Raw genomic sequence first — 16071 nt, forward strand, 5'->3', positions numbered from 1 at the left:
ACCTTTACTTTAAAGTTATTAAATTTATAGGCCAATTATCTTTAAAAAAGTATTTTATTACCATCCCTGATGCGCTTCACTACATCCGGAGAAATTATGAATAAATTACGTTTCGTGGACAAAACTGTTGTTGTTACAGGAGCCGGTAGCGGCATGGGACGGGCGGCGGCAATAAGGCTCGCATCAGAAGGTGCAAAGGTAATGCTCCTTGGCCGACAGTCGGGGATACTCGAAGACGTACGGGATGAAATAAATCATACCGGTGGTTTTGCTGAGGTTTTCCCCTGTGATATCAGAAATGAAAGCCAGGTTAAAGAGACCTTTACACAGATGGGTTCTGTTTTCCGGCATGTGGATGCTTTGTTTGCGAATGCAGGATATCTGGGCGGTTTTAAACCACTGGGTGAAGCCGATGTAGCAGATTTCAGTGAGCCACTGGAAACTAATCTCAAAGGAACATTTCTGACAATCCGTCATTGTCTGCCCCTGATAAATAAAGGCGCTATTCTGATCAATGCTTCCTGGACCACGGGGGGTGTAATGCCCGGAGCCGGGATTTACGCAGCAACTAAATCAGCGTTGCTTGCAATAATGCGTACGCTAGCCGTGGAATGTGGCCCCCGGGGCATAAGAGTTAATGCTGTTAGCCCCGGGGTCATTCTCACGCCAATGGCAGCATCAGCATTACCCAAAGATACAGTTAATGCACTCGCTTCACGCTCATTGTTACAGCGCAATGGTGTTCCTGATGACATTTCCGGCACAGTGGCATGGCTACTTTCTGATGATGCCAGCTATGTTACAGGACAGGAAATTATGGTCGATGGCGGTTTTAACATAGGTGGAATGAGGCAATAGATTTTAAATCAAGGCCATGTGATTAAGATCATTTTTATCACATGGTCGCTGGTGATCACTCCGATTTCTCCCCCGGGGGCGGGATAACGCGTCGAAAGTGCCGATTTTGTTCATCACCCCCGTACACCTTTAGCCTTCCTGTAAGTTCCTGGCGACATCTTAAAGCTGCGGGTAAAAAGTCGGTTAAAACTCTGCTGCGAATCAAATCCGTACTTTACCGAAATATCGACGATTCGCTCTTGGGTGTTTTTGAGATCTTGTGCCGCCAGCTGTAATTTTCTGATTCTGATGTAACGGCCTATGCTTTCGCCTTTATAATATAAAAAAATTCTCTGGAAGTGCCATTTGGAATAACCAGAATAGCGAGCAACATCCTCTATTCGTAATCGTCGGTGAATATTGTTATCGATCCACCCGGAGATGGTTTCAATGACTTTGGCGGAAATTTTCATGCTCTTATCTCTCTCTGTTAGTAAATGATTATTTATGCGTTGAACGCAGCAGTAGCGACCTAATGAAATTTCTAAGATGGCAGGATAAAAAATAATGATTAAGATTTTTTGTTTTATCTGTATTACAACGTTTGATGTTGTTTTTATATAAGGGTGATTTAGTGTGATGTTTTGAATGTATGCTTTTAACGTGGGTATTATTACAGGCGTTAAAATCACCCTTTGCATACAGGCACGCTTTAATATCATGGATTCCCGTTGAGGAGGGGAATGCCACGAAGATGAAAATCACAATAAGTGCGATCTTCATAATTGAACTTCGGCCTGCTGTTTTAATGAATACACGATGGCATAAGCGATCAGAAAGTATAATTGATGGCAAGCGTGCCGCTTGTGCCGTCTTTTCTCATAACGATGGGGCTGTTGGAAGCCTTTTTATCAAGCCAGGCATAGCTCAGATTAAACAAGCCTCCCCAGTGCTCGCTGAACTGGTGGGTCAGCGTCAGGTTGGTTTCCGTGCCGTAAAACCCGCCGGCGCTGCTGTAGCGCGAGAAGCCTGAACGGCTGTGCTGCTGTTCATTGACCCCATACCAGGTATTCATGTAACGAGCATCACCGAATAACGCGCTGGCTTGAAATGTCAGCGTATTATCTTCGTTCATAATAGGAATATAATTAATTGATGTGGAATAAGATACGCCCTGGCCATCGTTTAACGGCAGCGTTGTTTTACCTTCAAAAACCAGCCAGGGGGCGGCTGCCCATCCCAAAGCTATACCCGAATTGACCGTGGAAGAAATATCCCCCATACCTTTAAGTTTATTTGAGCCTTTTCGCCAACCTGAATTTTTATCCGTGCGGCCTGAATCGTAGCCTAATGTTGGCTCTAAATATAAGCCATTATCGCTTTGAAGGTGAATGCCAAGCCCATTCATGGAATCAAAAAAGATATTGCTCTTCTGAATATGTATCAGTGGAATAACACTGGTGCTTTGTTCATTAGCTCCGCTGTATCGCGGCGAGGATATAGCACCAAGGCCAAAGGTTGTCACAGTTTCATCAGAATTAAATTCGCTTGCATACGCAGATGAAATACCGGAGATTATCAGCGGCGTGATTAGGTATTTTATGCTTTTCTTCGTTAACATTATGATTCTCATCGTCAGGTGTTTATATTTTTGTGCATACTTAACTCAGTCAGTAAAAGGATTATGCTGGGGGCTTATCAATGAACAACCAGGGATTTGTGAAGAAACTGTCAAGGTAACATTTAATGAAAAATAAACGGGTCCTGGTGATTGAAGACGACGCCGACGCGGCAAATGTGTTAGAGGCCTATCTTAAACGCGAAGGCTATAGCGTTTCGGTGGCAGGGGATGGCCTGGCGGGTATGAATACGGTGGTCACCTGGAAGCCCGATCTTATTTTGCTGGACGTCATGCTCCCCGGGATGAACGGCACGGAAATTCTTGCGGCCGTCAGGCGAAAGGGCAATACCCCGGTCATCATGATCACCGCCATGGGCGAGCCTTATGACAAGATCGGCGCTTTGCGCTACGGCGCCGATGACTATGTGGTCAAGCCTTACAATCCCGGCGAAGTCATGGCCAGGGTGCAGGCTGTGCTCAGGCGCAGCCAGGCCAACCAACTCCCCGCAGAAGATATTTTACGTTGGGGTGCACTGGAGGTTGATGTTACCAATATGGTGGCACAGGCTTTACCTGAGGGAGCTCCCCCGTTACGCCTGGATTTAACGCTAACCGAGTTTTCTATTTTGAAAACGCTAATGCGTGCTCCGACGAGGCCGCTCAGCCGCCAGTTTTTGCTCGAAGAGTGCCTCCCGGAAAGCGACGCTCTGGAGCGAGTGGTGGACACGCATGTCTATAACTTAAGGAAAAAGCTTGAGGCAGCGGGAATCGATAATCTCATTCTGAACGTGCGCGGCATTGGCTACAGGTTCTGCAAACCATGAACAACAAAAAGAGCAAATCGCTCCTGGTGTGGATATCGATTCGTATCATCGTGGTGGCCGTCAGCGTCCTGTTTTTCATCGTGCTGGCGATGTGGAGCATCTATGCGGTGCAGTATTACTGGGTTGTGCACCACATGTCGCCTGCCGCTTACCAGGAGTTTCTGACGCTGCGGGCGAACCCTGATTTAGACATTGTTCGTTTCCATCAAATTGTGGACGCTCGCTGGGGAATTGAATACAGCACGCCTTCCATCAGCTCTCTCAACTGGGGCTGGCTGTTCATCTTTATTTCGATGGCGACCCCGTTTGTGATTGTCAGCTGTTTACGAGCCACGCGCCCGCTTGCCGCGCAGTTTCGCAGCCTGACGGACGTCGCGGAGATAGTGGCCCAGGGGGATTTCAATCAACAGGCGAAACGTGTAGATGAATGCCCGGCGGAGGTGACTCGCTTTGCCAGCAATTTCAATAAAATGATCAGCCAGCTGGCGCTGTACGAGCGGGAACTGAAGGCCGCGCACGTAGCGGCTGCACATGAACTACGTTCACCGCTCACCGCCGCGATGGGACGACTGCAGGGCATGATCGATCATGTGTTTCCGGCGGATGAAAAACAGCTGAATATGGTGATGACCCAGCTAAAAAACCTCAGTCACCTGACCGATGATTTGCATTTCCTTTCCCTGGCGAGCGCGGGGCAGCTCTCGCTCCAGCACGGCGTATTCTCGCTTTCTGAAGTCCTGAACGAGCGGCTAGCATGGCTAAAACCCCAGCTGGAAGCGGCCGGGATGTCGGTCGCCGTTGAGGCGGAGGATGAATTCTATTACTCAGGGGATGAAGCTCGCCTGGGGCAGGTCTTCACCATTATCATTGAGAACATGCTTCGCTATTGCAGCAGGGGCGATCGCATGTCTATTTGTTTTAGCCATCTTGACCAGCGCATTGAAATCCAGTTTCTTGATACCGGGCCGGGCGTCGCCGGGGATTATCTGCCTCATATTTTTGAGCGTTTCACCCGTGGAGAACGTTCGCGGGCAAGAGATTCAGGCGGTAGCGGGCTTGGGCTTTCTATTGCCAGAGAAATCTGCCACGCGCACCACGGGGATATCCGCGCCAGTTTGCCTGCTGAGGGCGGGTTGCTGATGACGATAAATTTGCCCGTGCCGCTCAGCGAAGATGAAACCTGACTTACTCGTACCACGCCGGTGCCAGGGTAAACTGCAGCTATGCGTCGGGATGCTGTGCTGCGTCCCATCGACCCCAAAATATAAACTGTCCGATTTTTTAAATTTAGAGGATGAGCATTTTTCACTAATACCACGATAATTGATAGGTTATATGAAAAGCGTTTTTAGAATGCTTGTGCTATAACACCTGAAATTATTAACTACTGAGTTATGGATGAACAGAAAAGTATATTTACTGGCAGCTACTCTTTTGATTGGATGCCAGGGGAATGACCAACAATCACAAAAACAGAAACAAGAATTTCGTGTGGTAAACAGCTGGGCAAATGACTTTATAAACGCTGTAATGGGGGACTTTTCTGACATTAACGAGTATGCGGGACGTTCATGCACAATACGTGTTCATCAGCCTAAAGGATCTCACAAAATCACTGGAATGCGTGTAGTCGAAGGTGACACTAGATTGTGTATTGCGGCAACCAAAGCGATACAGGCAGCCAGTGACAAAGGCGTATTACCTCTTACGCCGGGTCCTGTGGGCGAGGAGTTCCCATTGGATATCAACCCATAGAAGTTATTTATTCAGGCATGGTAAAGGGACGACGTATTATGGATAAAATATTATTGTTTTTTATTGTATGACAATATGGAGTCATGACACTGTGCAATATTTACAAGCGCTGATTAAACGCTAAAAACGCCAGCAGAATCACTGGCGTTTTACCTATGCCAGGCTCTCAGGCCACAAACGCGGGGGGATCAAACGCGGTAATCGGCGGGAGAGCTTCTTGCCAAAGCTCGATTTCTACCCGGCAGCTTTGGGCGCTGCAACCCTGACCCAGGCGCGAAGAGCCGCGATCCTCCGTCAACACATTCGGATTGCCGTGTTTATCTAAAGAGCCCGGCGTGGAAGGATCCATCGGGTCATACCAGGCCCCGGTTGAGATCTGAACCACCCCCGGCAGGATCTGATCGCTGATATGAACACCGGCCAGAATGGCCCCCCGGCCATTAAAGACTTTGACCACTTCCCCTTCCTGGATCCCGCGTTTGTGCGCATCAGTCGGATGCATCCACAGCGGCTCTCGCCCCTGAATTTTAGTGGCCCGGCTCACGCTGCCGTGGTCGTACTGGCTGTGGAGCCGGGTGCGTGGCTGGCTGGAAAGCAGGTGCAAAGGCCATTGCCTGGCCTGCAGTTGCTGATAAGCGGCCTCTTCTTCATCCCAGAAGGGAAAGCCCGGACACTCCCGGTAGCCGAACCCGGCCACGGTTTCTGAATAAAGCTCAATTTTTCCCGACGGCGTGGACAGCGGGAACTGTTGCGGATCTGCTCGGAAATCGGCCAGAAAAACTTGTGGCTTAGCGGGCGGCGTGAACTCCAGCTTTCCCTTCTCCCAGAAGGCGTCAAAAGTGGGAAGCTCTACGCCGTCTTCCTGCGCTCTCTCCCGTGAAGATTCATACAGATGCGGCAACCAGTCGGCGGCGGTCCGCCCTTCGCTGAAGGCCTCGTAAAAGCCCAGTTTTTTCGCGAGCGCGCAGAAAATGGTGTAGTCATCCTGTGCTTCCGCGAGGGCCGGGATCTGCTGGCGCATGGCAATCATAAAGCCATCATGGCTGCCGCTGCCGATATCGTCGCGCTCAAGAGATGTTGTCACCGGCAACACAATGTCGGAAAACTTCGCCTGCGCCGTCCAGTACTGCTCGTGGGCAACGATGGTTTCCGGCCGACGCCAGGCTTCAACGAGGCGGTTAAGATCCTGATGATGATGGAAAGCGTTGCCGCCAGCCCAATAGACGAGGCGAATATCGGGGTAGTGGCAGAGCTTGCCATCAAATTCATATTCACCCCCGGGATGTAACAACATGTCCGACAGGCGAGCCACGGGAATAGCCGTTTTTATCTTGTTTTCTCCTGCGGGAAGGCGAGGCCCGGAAAAAGGCACGCGCGCAGCACCTGCAAGGTTGGTACAGGCATAGCCGAAAGCCAAACCTCCACCAGGCGTGCCTATCTGCCCGAGAAGAGAAGTCAGCGCCACAGTTGCCCAGTACGCCTGTTCCCCCTGGCGAGCACGCTGAATGGACCAGGAAATATTGATCATCGTGCGCTTGCCCGCCATGGTACGCGCGAGCGTTAAGATTTGTTCGGCATCAATGCCGGTGATATCTGCCGCCCAGTCAGCGGTTTTAGGCACGCCGTCGTGCTCGCCGAAAAGATAACGGCGCAGCTGCTCGAAGCCGACGGTATGGCTGCTGATAAAGGCCATATCGTGCAGAGACTCCGCAATCAGCGTATGGCAAAGCGCCAGCAGCAGTGCGGTATCGGTGCCGGGGCGAATCGCCAGCCAACGGGCGTTTTCTACGGCGCTGAGATCGTTTTGTACCGGGCTGATGTTCACGAACTGCACGCCATTTTGCGCCAGACGTTCAAGCCAGTGCTTCAGCATGTGGTCGTTTGCGCCGCCGCCGTTGACCTGAGCATTTCTGAGCGGCAATCCGCCGATGGCCACAAACATCTCACAATGTTCTGCCAGCACGGAGAAATGGGTGTGTTGTTTATGCAGGGGGCTCAGCGGGCCAAGAATATGTGGCAGAATTCTTTCTCCAGCCGCGCTGCTGTAGGTATTGGTACTGGCGGTGTAGCCGCCAAAACCTTTAAGAAAACGATGCAGCTGGCTTTGGGCATGGTGAAAGCGCCCGGCGCTGGCCCAGCCGTAAGAGCCGCCAAAAATCGCTTCGTTGCCACATCGCTCCTGCACCGAGCGGAGATCCCGCGCTAGCAGATCCAACGCCTGTTCCCAGCTCACCTCAACAAACGGCTCCTTGCCCCGGCCTTCACGAGATGCCGGGCCGTTTTGCAGGTAGCCGAGACGAACCGCCGGGCGACGAATTCGGGTATTCCCGGTGACGGCGTCCGCCAGAGACTGGCCGATGCGGGAAGGATTTTTGTCCCACGAGACGGGAGAAACGGCGGCGATACGCTCGCCCTCGGTGGTGACCTGGTAGGTTCCCCAGTGCATTACCGCCAGCTGATGTTCCGCTTTCATGCTTATACCATGCGTTTTCAATAGGGCTGATGCGGCATCATACGGGGAGGTGGGAACAAAGAGGAAATTCATCCGGCGATGAAAAATAAGGCAAATTGGTCGAACTTTAGCGAATACTGTTTCATTTATATTAGTCGACAGAATTTATAATTAAATGACGAGAATATATCATCGTTTAATTTTATTTTAAGGGGTTTGGTTTTTACTCTAAAAATAATTAACCCGCGATTTTAATGTGGTTGAATTATTTTCTTGTTGTCTGTTTTACATGTGTTTTTTTCATGTTTGTTTACCTCATTCTAAAGTGACTTAATGACATGGCTGTGAAAGTATAAGATATATCTATTTTTTATTTTGGCTTGATAATGCTTGTTGTCATGCTGTCGCTTAATGGTCTTTTTTTTGCCGGAGGCCAGGGCGATCGCGACATTTATTGCCTCAAATAAGTGTCGCCGAATAAGCCTTTGCTGCCAGGCTGAAACCCGGATCATCAGGCGTAAGTGTGAATAATAACTACAGGATAACTATAGCAATGAAGGGTAAAAAAAGACTTCTGTCTGCCGCCGTAGGCCTGGTGTCGCTGGCATCAGGTGCTGCTTTCGCCGCAGACACGCTCTCATTACAGGGGAAAACAATCGGGGTCGCCGTCGTAGGAACTCAGCACTTCTGGGATCGCGAAGCCTATAAGGGCGCGACCGAAGAAGTGGAAAAACTGGGCGGCAAGGTTATCGGCGTTGATGGTGGCAGGGACAACCAGGTTCATGCCAATAACCACGATATCCTGCTGTCCCGTAAGGTGGATGCCGTAATCAGTATTTTGGGCGACAGTGCCGTTGAACCTAAATTTAAAGCATTGCGCGATGCCGGTATTCCGGTTTTTACCGTTGACCATGTTTCTCAGTATTCCGTGAATAACACGACATCTGACAACTACACTTTGGGCTCAACCATTGGTCGTTATATGGCTGATGCGCTTGGCGGCAAAGGTAATGTCGCGGTATTTAATGCCTTCTCTAATTCATTACGTATTTGCGGCATACGTTATGACCAATGGAAATATGTCCTGAAGGACTACCCGGACATTAAAATTATTCAACCGGAGCTGGCAGAACAATTCGCTAACTCGCCGGAGGATGCCCGTAAGAAAACCCTCGAATTACTTAGTCAGTATCCGAAAGGCAAGCTGGACGCTATCCATGTTGCCTGCTGGGACCAGCCGGCTATCGGTATCGTACAGGCTCTGGAAGAGACCGGGCGTGATAAAGATGTGAAGGTCACCGCCATCGACGCAGGCCCGGAAACGCTGGAAATCATGGCGGAAAAAGACAGCCCGCTGGTGGCCAACGTTGCCCAGCAGCCTCATCTGATTGGCCAGACGTCTGCCGAAAACGTGGCGCGTTACTTCGCAGGGCAGAAGCTGCCAATTCAGACCTTTATCCCGGTTATCCCGGTGAAAGGCCCGGATGAAGCCAAAGCCGTGTACAAAAAACTGGGTTACGGTGAGCTGAAGTAGTGAACGCGACAAAAACGCAGCGCGGTCTGGTGATGGACCGCATCAGTAAACGATTTGCCAATGTGACCGCGTTAAACGCGGTCACGCTGACGATAGGCCCCGGCGAAATTCACGGGCTTATCGGTGAAAACGGCGCGGGCAAATCCACCTTAATTAAAATTCTTGCTGGGGTTTACCAGGCTGATGGCGGCGAGGCCACGCTTGACGGCGTCCCGCTTCCGCTTGGTAAGCCTGCGGCGATTGAGGCCCAGGGAATACGCGTTATCCATCAGGAGCTCAATCTAATCCCACATTTTACCGTTGCCGAGTCGGTGTTTCTGGGGCAGGAATATCGCCGGGTGGGTGGGCTGTTGGACAGCCGCCGTATGCGAGAGGCGGCGAGAGACTTTTTCCTCCGCACCTGGCAACTGGATCTCGACCCAGACCGTCTGATCAGGCAACTGAGCCTGGCCGAGCGAAAGCTGGTGCAAATCGCCAGGGCGCTGATTGACGGCGCGGCAAAGCTGGTGGTCTTCGACGAACCTACGGCGCCGCTTGAAGCTCACGAAGCGAGTCTGGTGTCTGACGCAATCCTGCGGCTCAAGGAGCAGGGCATCGCGATTCTGTACATCTCCCACTATCTCAACGAAATCGCTGCGCTGTGTGATGCAGGCACCGTGCTGCGCAACGGGGAAGTCGTGGGCTACCCGGATCGCGACCTGCTGCAAAATACTGATGCCATCATTCATATGATGGTCGGCAGAGAAATTGACCGACTTTATACCCCTCGTCAGCACGAGGCTGACGCCACGGCTGGAGAAACACCGCTGCTTGAAGTGCGTTCGCTGTCTGACGGGCAGCAGTTGCACGACATTAGCTTTGAAATCCGCAAAGGTGAAATTGTCGGCGTGGCGGGGCTTCTGGGCGCCGGGAGGGACGTGCTGGTGGATACGCTTTACGGACTGAACACGGCGAAAAAGGGCGAGATCGTCATAGAAGGGCGCTCCCGCCGTATTCGCTCCCCGCGGCAGGCTATCCGGGCCGGTATGGCGCTTGTACCTCGTGACCGCCGTCATCAGGGGCTTATCCTGCCGTTTTCAGCCACCGATAACATCAACCTTGCGTCGCTGCCGGACACGGCAACGTTGGGCTGGGAGCACAGGTCCCGGGCGCTGCAAAAAGCCCAGGACTGGATTGCGCGGCTGAGTATTCGTCCTGCGCTCCCGGCGCTGCCCGTGCGCTTTATGAGCGGAGGGAATCAGCAAAAGGTGATTCTTGCCCGCTGGCTTGGAACTGATGCCCGCCTGTTTATTCTTGATGAGCCCACGCTCGGCGTCGATATTGGCGCACGCAGTGATATCTATCAGCGCACCCGACAACTTGCCGAACAGGGGCGTTCGGTGCTGGTTTCTTCCAGCGACGCAACCGAACTGCTGGGCCTGTGCGACCGTATTCTGGTGATGTGGCGCGGGAAACTGGTGGCGAACTTGCCCACTCAGGGACTGACGCTTGACGCGCTACTGGCAACGATTAACGGTGGGCAGGAGCATGCAGCATGATGACTGAAATTCGTCGTTTTGGGGCAGGTCGCTCCGTTGCGTTGTTTGAAAAATTCCCGCTGCTGCTGTTTATTGGCCTGCTGGTCTGGTTAAGCATTCAATCGCCGTGGTTCCTTAGCTGGCAGAACATTAGCCTGATGCTGGTGCAAAGCGTGCCTCTGGCGATCCTGAGTTTTGGCCTTGTTTGCGTGATTGCTGCCGGAGGAGATGACGTCGTTTCCGGCGGAATCGATCTTTCCCTCCCGGCCATCGCCGTGTTCGGCGTGGCGCTGTTAAGCCTGGGCATGAGCGAGTGGCTGACGCCGTGGCCGCTGCTACTGCTGCTGGTGGCAGCGCTGAGTCTGCTGTGCGGAGGCATCAATGCGCTGTTAGTACTGATCGCCGGGCTGCCCCCACTGCTGGCGACGCTCTCCACTTCGGTGGCCTTTACCGGCCTGACCGATCTGCTGACCGGGCAGCGCCGGATTAGCGTCAGTGACCCGCTGATGGTGGCGTTTCGCGACGGCAGCGTGCTGGGCATTCCTTATGCGCTGATTTATCTGCTGTTGGTTTTCGTGGGCTTCCAGCTTTTGCTGCATCACACCCGTTTTGGCCAGCATTTGCAGGCGACGGGGGGCAGCAAAGACATGGCGCAGATGTCCGGGCTTAACGTGCGCCGTCTTATCCTCGCGTCCTGGCTTATTGCCGCCGTTGCGGCCGGGCTGGCGGTCTTCCCGCTGCTGGCGCAGGGGTCGGGCAGTTCCAGCGGAACCGCTACGCCTTTACTGATGGAGACGGTGCTGGCGACCTTCCTTGGCGCAGCATTTTCACGCCGCCGGGTAGTCACCGTTTGGGGGGCATTACTGGGCGCTATCCTGGTCAATGCTTTGTCTAACGGCCTGGGGCTGCTGGGGGTGAATATTTTCTGGGTGGGGGCGATTAAAGGCGTGCTGATTCTCGTGGTGCTTGCGGCTTCAGCCTTGCAGCAGAAAGGAGCCAATAAATAATGAAAGTTTTTTCTGCTCTGGCGGCAACGCTTCCGACCGGTGAGTCCGGGAGAAAACCGCTGGCCTGGCTGTCGCGCGCGGGTTTTGCGCTGGTCACGCTGTTTTTCATCGTCCTGTTTAGCTGGTCAAACCCCGTTTTCCTGACGCTGGATAACTGGAGCAATTTGCTTCAGGGCAGCGCCATTCTGCTGATTGTGGCGCTGGCGATGACGCTGATTGTCAGCGCCGGGGCGATTGATCTCTCCGTTGGGGTGGCTATCGACTTTGGCGCTATGATGGCTTTAATTGCGCTCAAAACCTGGCAGCTTCCCTGGCAGGTGGCAGTGCTGTGCGCTCTGTTGGGCGGCGTGGTGATAGGCCTGGTCAACGCTTTTCTTATCCTCGCCTGCCGCATTAAGCCGTTTCTGGCGACGCTTGGCACCTGGTTTATTGCCAGCAGCACCGAGCGTATTTACACCGACGGCGGCGGGGCGATTTCCTGGCGGCGCATGGCCCCGGAATATCACGATTTAGCCGTGGGAAATGTTGGGGGGATCCCCACGCCGGTGCTTATCGTGCTGGTGGTCTGGCTGGCGGCCTGGCTGCTGACCGAACGGACGCTGTTTGGTAAGCGGGTGCGTGCGATTGGGCAAAACAGTGAAGCCGCGCGTATAGCCGGGATAGCCGATAAGCGAACCCTGTTCTGGGTGCTGATTGCCGCTTCGGCAATGTGTGCTGTGGGCGGTATTATTCTGTCCGCCAACCTGCGGCAGTTCACGCCTCTCGCCGGGCAGTCTTACTTGATGGATGCTATTGCCGCCGTGTTTATCGGCACCGCTTTTCAGCGGCAAGGGCGCGTGAGCATGGGGGGGACGCTTGGCGGCGTGCTGTTCCTCGCGATTATTGATAACGGGCTGAACCTGATGGGGCTGAATTACCTGGTGAAAGATGCACTGGTGGGTGTGATCCTGGTGGTGGCGCTGGCCGTTTCATTCTGGCAGGCGCGACTGCGCCAGCAGCACCGGTGAGGGCGTTATGAGCAAATTTGACGCTGTTTTTGTGGGCCTGACCATTCTGGACATTGCTGGCCGCCCTGTCGTGGAAATCCCCTCTGGCGGTGGCGTACAGTTTATTGAGCAAATCCGCCTCAACCCGGCGGGAACCGCAGCCGGAGCGTTGGTAAATGCCGCCAAACTGGGCATTCGCACGTCAACCGTGGCCTGCCTGGGCGAGGACGAAAAAGCTGAATTTATTCTGGGCAGCTATCGCCGGCTGGGAATTGATTGTTCACTGGTTCAGCGCACGTCGCAAAAAGAGACGTCGGCGACGATTTTGCCCATTCGTCCGAACGGCGAGCGGCCTGCGCTGCACTGCCGGGGCGCATCGGATGAGCTGTTCGTCGCTGAGGCCGATTTCGATAAGGTGCTCAACACGCGTTACCTTCACCACGGTGGCACCGGGCTACTTGCGAGTATGGATAGCGGCCAGAGCGCTCGTTTACTGGCTGCGGCGAAAGCGCGGGGTGTCATCACCAGCTTTGATTTAATCGCACCGGATAGCAATACGCTGGCGCTCTTACGCCCGCTGTTGCCTCATGTGGACTATTTTATGCCCGCACTCGAAGAAGCCGCGTTTATCTCCGGGCGACAGACAACCGCAGAGATTGCGGATTTCTTTCTCGCGCTGGGGGCGAGATGCTGCATTTTTAAAGACAGCGTGCGCGGCTCCTGGCTGTTCAGCCGCGAGAAAACCCGGCATTTCCCGGCTTATAGCGTGATTGCCAGCGATACCACTGGCTGCGGAGACAGCTATTGCGGCGGGTTTATTGCCGCCCTGGCCAGGGGACTTTCGGAAGATGAAGCCTGCCGGGTCGCGTCTGCGACTGCCGCGCTGGTGGCGACCGGATTAGGCTCCGATGCGGGCGTGGTGAACTGGGAGCATTTGCAGGATTTTATGGCAACCACGCCTTTGCTGGCATAAAAAACGGCCCTTCGGGGCCGTTTTTCTGTTTTAGCGCCAGGCGTACAGCAGCGGCTCACCAGCCACAAAGCGCTGGAGATCGGCGGCAATCATCGCGGTGTGTTTCTGGATACTTTCTCGGGTTGCCCCGGCGATGTGGGGCGTAATGATGACGTTTTCCAGCTCGCTGATAAACGGATGCTCACGCCACAGCGGCTCCTGGTGGTAGACATCCAGCGCCGCGCCGCCGAGTGGCCCGTGACGCAAGGCTTCGATGAGATCGGCTTCCACCACCACGGAGGCGCGGGACGTATTGATAAGTTTCGCGCCCGGCTTCATGCTTTGCAGTAGGGACGCGTTGACCAGGCCGTCGCTGTGCGGCCCGCTGCTTAAATGCAGGCTGACAATGTCTGACTCGCGGAACAACGCCTCGAGTGTGGTTTTATGCAGCCCCGGCTCGTCAATATCTTCGGCGGCGACAAACGGATCCACCACCAAAATATTCATCCCAAAAGCGCGGGCAATGCGAGCCACGCGGCGGCCAATATTGCCGTAGCCAATCAGCCCCAGCGTTTTATTACGCAGCTCGCCGCCCTTGAACACTTCATAAGGACTTTCCGGGCTGACGTCCCAGACCACATCTTTGCGCAGGCCAGACTGGGTTTGCTGCTCGCTTTGGCTTTCGCGGGTAAATGCGCCGCGCTTTAGGGCAGCATGGGATTGTGGAATATGGCGCATCAGGCCGAGCATCAGGCCCAGCGTGAGTTCGGCAGCGGCATCGGCGTTGCGTCCTGGCGTGTAAAGCACGGTGATATTACGTGCCCGAGCCGCCAGAACATCAATATTTACCGGGTTGGCGCGAGTGCAGGCAATCACTTTCAGCTTAGGACAGCTGTGGATCACTTCGGCGGTGATATCGTCATAGCTGGTGACAATCACCTCGGCATCGTGGGCGAGGTCGATAATCTGTGAGGCCTGAAGTTTAGGTTTACCGATGGCCCAGCCTTCGATAATCAGTTCGCCCAATTGACTAAACGGTTCAAGGCTGCCCGCATACTCGGCGGTAAAGACGATTTTCATTGTGCATTATCCTGAGAAAGACGTTGTAAAGCCTGGTGTCTCGCCTGCCACACCGGCTGGAGCTGTTCGCGCAGCAGGCGGAACACCGGGAACAGCGCCCGATAGGCAGCATGAGCCTGAGGCTGGGGCTGATAGCGGGTTTGTTCGATAGCCGGATAGTGTTCCAGCGCGCCTACGCTTCGGGCTGCCAGCAGCGCCGCGCCCCGGGCGCTGAGCTCATTAAAGTGGCTGGAAATAACGGTGCGCCCGGTACAGTCGGCGATAATTTGCAGCCACGTAGCGGAAGCCGCGCCGCCGCCAGTGAGGTAAAGATCGCCCTCGTTGGCATAGCCCGTGAGTGAATCCACAATCGCGTAGGCCAGTCCTTCAAAAACGGCGCGCTGAAGCGCCGCGCGGGACGTGTGCTGGTCGACGCCAAAGAACCCTGCGCGGGCAGTAGGACTGTAAAACGGTGCGCGCTCGCCGTTCAGATAAGGCTGCCAGAAAACGCCCCCGCTGCCCGGCGGAATAGCAGCAATCTCTTTTTCCAGCGCCACCAGGTCCGGCGTCAGCGAAATGTGCTGCTGTAGCCAGTCGATATTGGGCGTCCCGGCCTGCATCGGGAACAGGTTAATAAAGCTGCCCTGTTCGGTATGGGTGACAAAGCGGGTGCCGCTGCTGACGGTTTCGCGCCCGTGGCAAACCACGCCGGTGCAGCAGGTGGTACCGAGAATGGTATAAATATCGCCGTCATGAATGGCCCCACAGCCCAGCGCTGCGCTGCACACATCGAGTGCGCCTGCAGCAACCGGTGTTGCGGGCGGCAGGCCGCAAAGCAGCGCGGCGACTTCACTCAAGCTGCCGGCCTGGGCGTCAGGGCGAAGCAGGGGCGGAAAACGTGTTTTCAGGTCGTCGATGCCCAGCGCCTGAAGCGCGAAATCGGAAATCTTACCGCTCGACTGGTTCAGCAGTGAAGCGCTGGTATCAGTCAGCTCAAGGGCGGCGACTTGCGTCAGCCGGAAGCGAATCCAGTCTTTGGCGAAGAAAATATAGTCGGCGGCGGCCAGGCGTTCGGGCTGATTTCGCTTGAGCCAGCAGAGCTGCAGGCTGGTGTTACACGGCTGGAGCTGAGAGCCAGTTTCATCGAACAGCGCTTTGTCGAGTCCCGGCGATTGCAATAATTCGTCCATCAGCGCCCGGCTGCGGGTGTCGCTCCAGAGTATGCCCGGGCCCACGGGATCGCCGTTTTTGTCGCTCAGCCAGACACCTTCCCCCTGGCCCGCCAGGCCGATGGCCTTGAGTTTGCCTTGCTGCAATGCCGGGCTGTCGGCTACTTGCCGTAGCGTACGCACGACGGACAGCCAAAGCTGCTCCATATCCTGTTCGGCAAAGCCCTGTGGGGAAAGTGTGGGAGAGGTGTTTTCCGCCGCGCTGGCGACCGCATGAAAATTGCAGTCAAACAGCACGGCTTTGACCCGCGATGTGCCGATATCAATACCCAGGAAATACTCCATACCTCAAGCCTCA

At 54.2% G+C, this 16071-nt stretch carries 14 protein-coding genes; 9 read left to right on the plus strand and 5 right to left on the minus strand.

Translation table 11 applies throughout. The annotated features are described in order from the left end of the window. Positions 1-96: 96 nt before the first annotated feature. Entirely contained in the window at positions 97-858 is a 762-nt protein-coding gene (locus tag LH23_RS12915) for an SDR family NAD(P)-dependent oxidoreductase (protein WP_039291630.1), read from the plus strand. 113 nt (positions 859-971) lie between these two features. Here the strand turns inward: LH23_RS12915 and LH23_RS12920 are convergent, their stop codons facing one another. After that, the gene (locus LH23_RS12920; RefSeq protein ID WP_039296651.1) at positions 972-1310 is read right to left on the minus strand and encodes a helix-turn-helix domain-containing protein; all 339 of its coding nucleotides are present in this window, start codon (positions 1308-1310) and stop codon (positions 972-974) included. Between the two features lie 359 nt (positions 1311-1669). Beyond that, complete coding sequence (locus LH23_RS12925) at positions 1670-2458, minus strand: MipA/OmpV family protein (RefSeq protein WP_039291633.1); 789 nt, start codon at positions 2456-2458, stop codon at positions 1670-1672. Between the two features lie 125 nt (positions 2459-2583). Here LH23_RS12925 and LH23_RS12930 point away from each other — a divergent pair, with 125 nt between their 5' ends. From LH23_RS12930 to LH23_RS12940, 3 genes are all read left to right on the plus strand, one after another. Beyond that, positions 2584-3282 (plus strand): response regulator, encoded by a 699-nt coding sequence (locus LH23_RS12930; RefSeq protein ID WP_039291636.1) that lies wholly within the window; start codon positions 2584-2586, stop codon positions 3280-3282. Next, positions 3279-4466: a sensor histidine kinase gene (locus LH23_RS12935; protein ID WP_039291639.1), complete on the plus strand. Its 1188-nt coding sequence runs from the start codon at positions 3279-3281 to the stop codon at positions 4464-4466. The genes LH23_RS12930 and LH23_RS12935 overlap by 4 nt, the downstream gene beginning before the upstream one ends. 214 nt (positions 4467-4680) lie before the next feature. Further along, on the plus strand, positions 4681-5037 hold the full coding sequence (locus tag LH23_RS12940; RefSeq protein WP_039291642.1) for a cell envelope integrity protein TolA: 357 nt from the start codon (positions 4681-4683) through the stop codon (positions 5035-5037). A 166-nt stretch (positions 5038-5203) separates the two neighbouring features. Here LH23_RS12940 and LH23_RS12945 read toward each other — a convergent pair whose 3' ends face one another. Next, positions 5204-7510, minus strand: a complete 2307-nt coding sequence (locus LH23_RS12945) for a molybdopterin-dependent oxidoreductase (protein ID WP_039291646.1) — start codon at positions 7508-7510, stop codon at positions 5204-5206. Positions 7511-8042: 532 nt separating this feature from the next. Here LH23_RS12945 and LH23_RS12950 point away from each other — a divergent pair. Genes LH23_RS12950 through LH23_RS12970 form a run of 5 tightly spaced genes read left to right on the plus strand, consistent with a single transcriptional unit; the run spans position 8043 to position 13506 of the window. Beyond that, positions 8043-9023, plus strand: a complete 981-nt coding sequence (locus LH23_RS12950; protein ID WP_039291649.1) for a sugar ABC transporter substrate-binding protein — start codon at positions 8043-8045, stop codon at positions 9021-9023. Between the two features lie 32 nt (positions 9024-9055). Further along, a complete protein-coding gene (locus tag LH23_RS12955) occupies positions 9056-10561 on the plus strand; it encodes a sugar ABC transporter ATP-binding protein (RefSeq protein ID WP_052050475.1) in 1506 nt (501 codons plus the stop codon). Next, positions 10558-11547, plus strand: coding sequence for an ABC transporter permease (locus LH23_RS12960; protein ID WP_039291654.1), 990 nt, complete (start codon positions 10558-10560; stop codon positions 11545-11547). Before LH23_RS12955 ends, LH23_RS12960 begins: the two co-directional genes overlap by 4 nt. Then, positions 11547-12554, plus strand: a complete 1008-nt coding sequence (locus LH23_RS12965) for an ABC transporter permease (RefSeq protein ID WP_039291657.1) — start codon at positions 11547-11549, stop codon at positions 12552-12554. The genes LH23_RS12960 and LH23_RS12965 overlap by 1 nt, the downstream gene beginning before the upstream one ends. 7 nt (positions 12555-12561) lie before the next feature. Further along, complete coding sequence (locus tag LH23_RS12970; RefSeq protein ID WP_039291660.1) at positions 12562-13506, plus strand: carbohydrate kinase family protein; 945 nt, start codon at positions 12562-12564, stop codon at positions 13504-13506. A 30-nt stretch (positions 13507-13536) separates the two neighbouring features. On the opposite strand, the gene LH23_RS12975 is transcribed toward LH23_RS12970, so the two are convergent. Both LH23_RS12975 and LH23_RS12980 read right to left on the minus strand, forming a co-directional pair. Next, entirely contained in the window at positions 13537-14565 is a 1029-nt protein-coding gene (locus tag LH23_RS12975) for an NAD(P)-dependent oxidoreductase (RefSeq protein WP_039291663.1), read from the minus strand. Next, positions 14562-16058, minus strand: coding sequence for an FGGY-family carbohydrate kinase (locus tag LH23_RS12980; RefSeq protein ID WP_039291667.1), 1497 nt, complete (start codon positions 16056-16058; stop codon positions 14562-14564). Before LH23_RS12980 ends, LH23_RS12975 begins: the two co-directional genes overlap by 4 nt. Positions 16059-16071: the final 13 nt, after the last annotated feature.

Source organism: Cedecea neteri, assembly GCF_000758305.1.
GTDB lineage: Bacteria > Pseudomonadota > Gammaproteobacteria > Enterobacterales > Enterobacteriaceae > Cedecea > Cedecea neteri_C.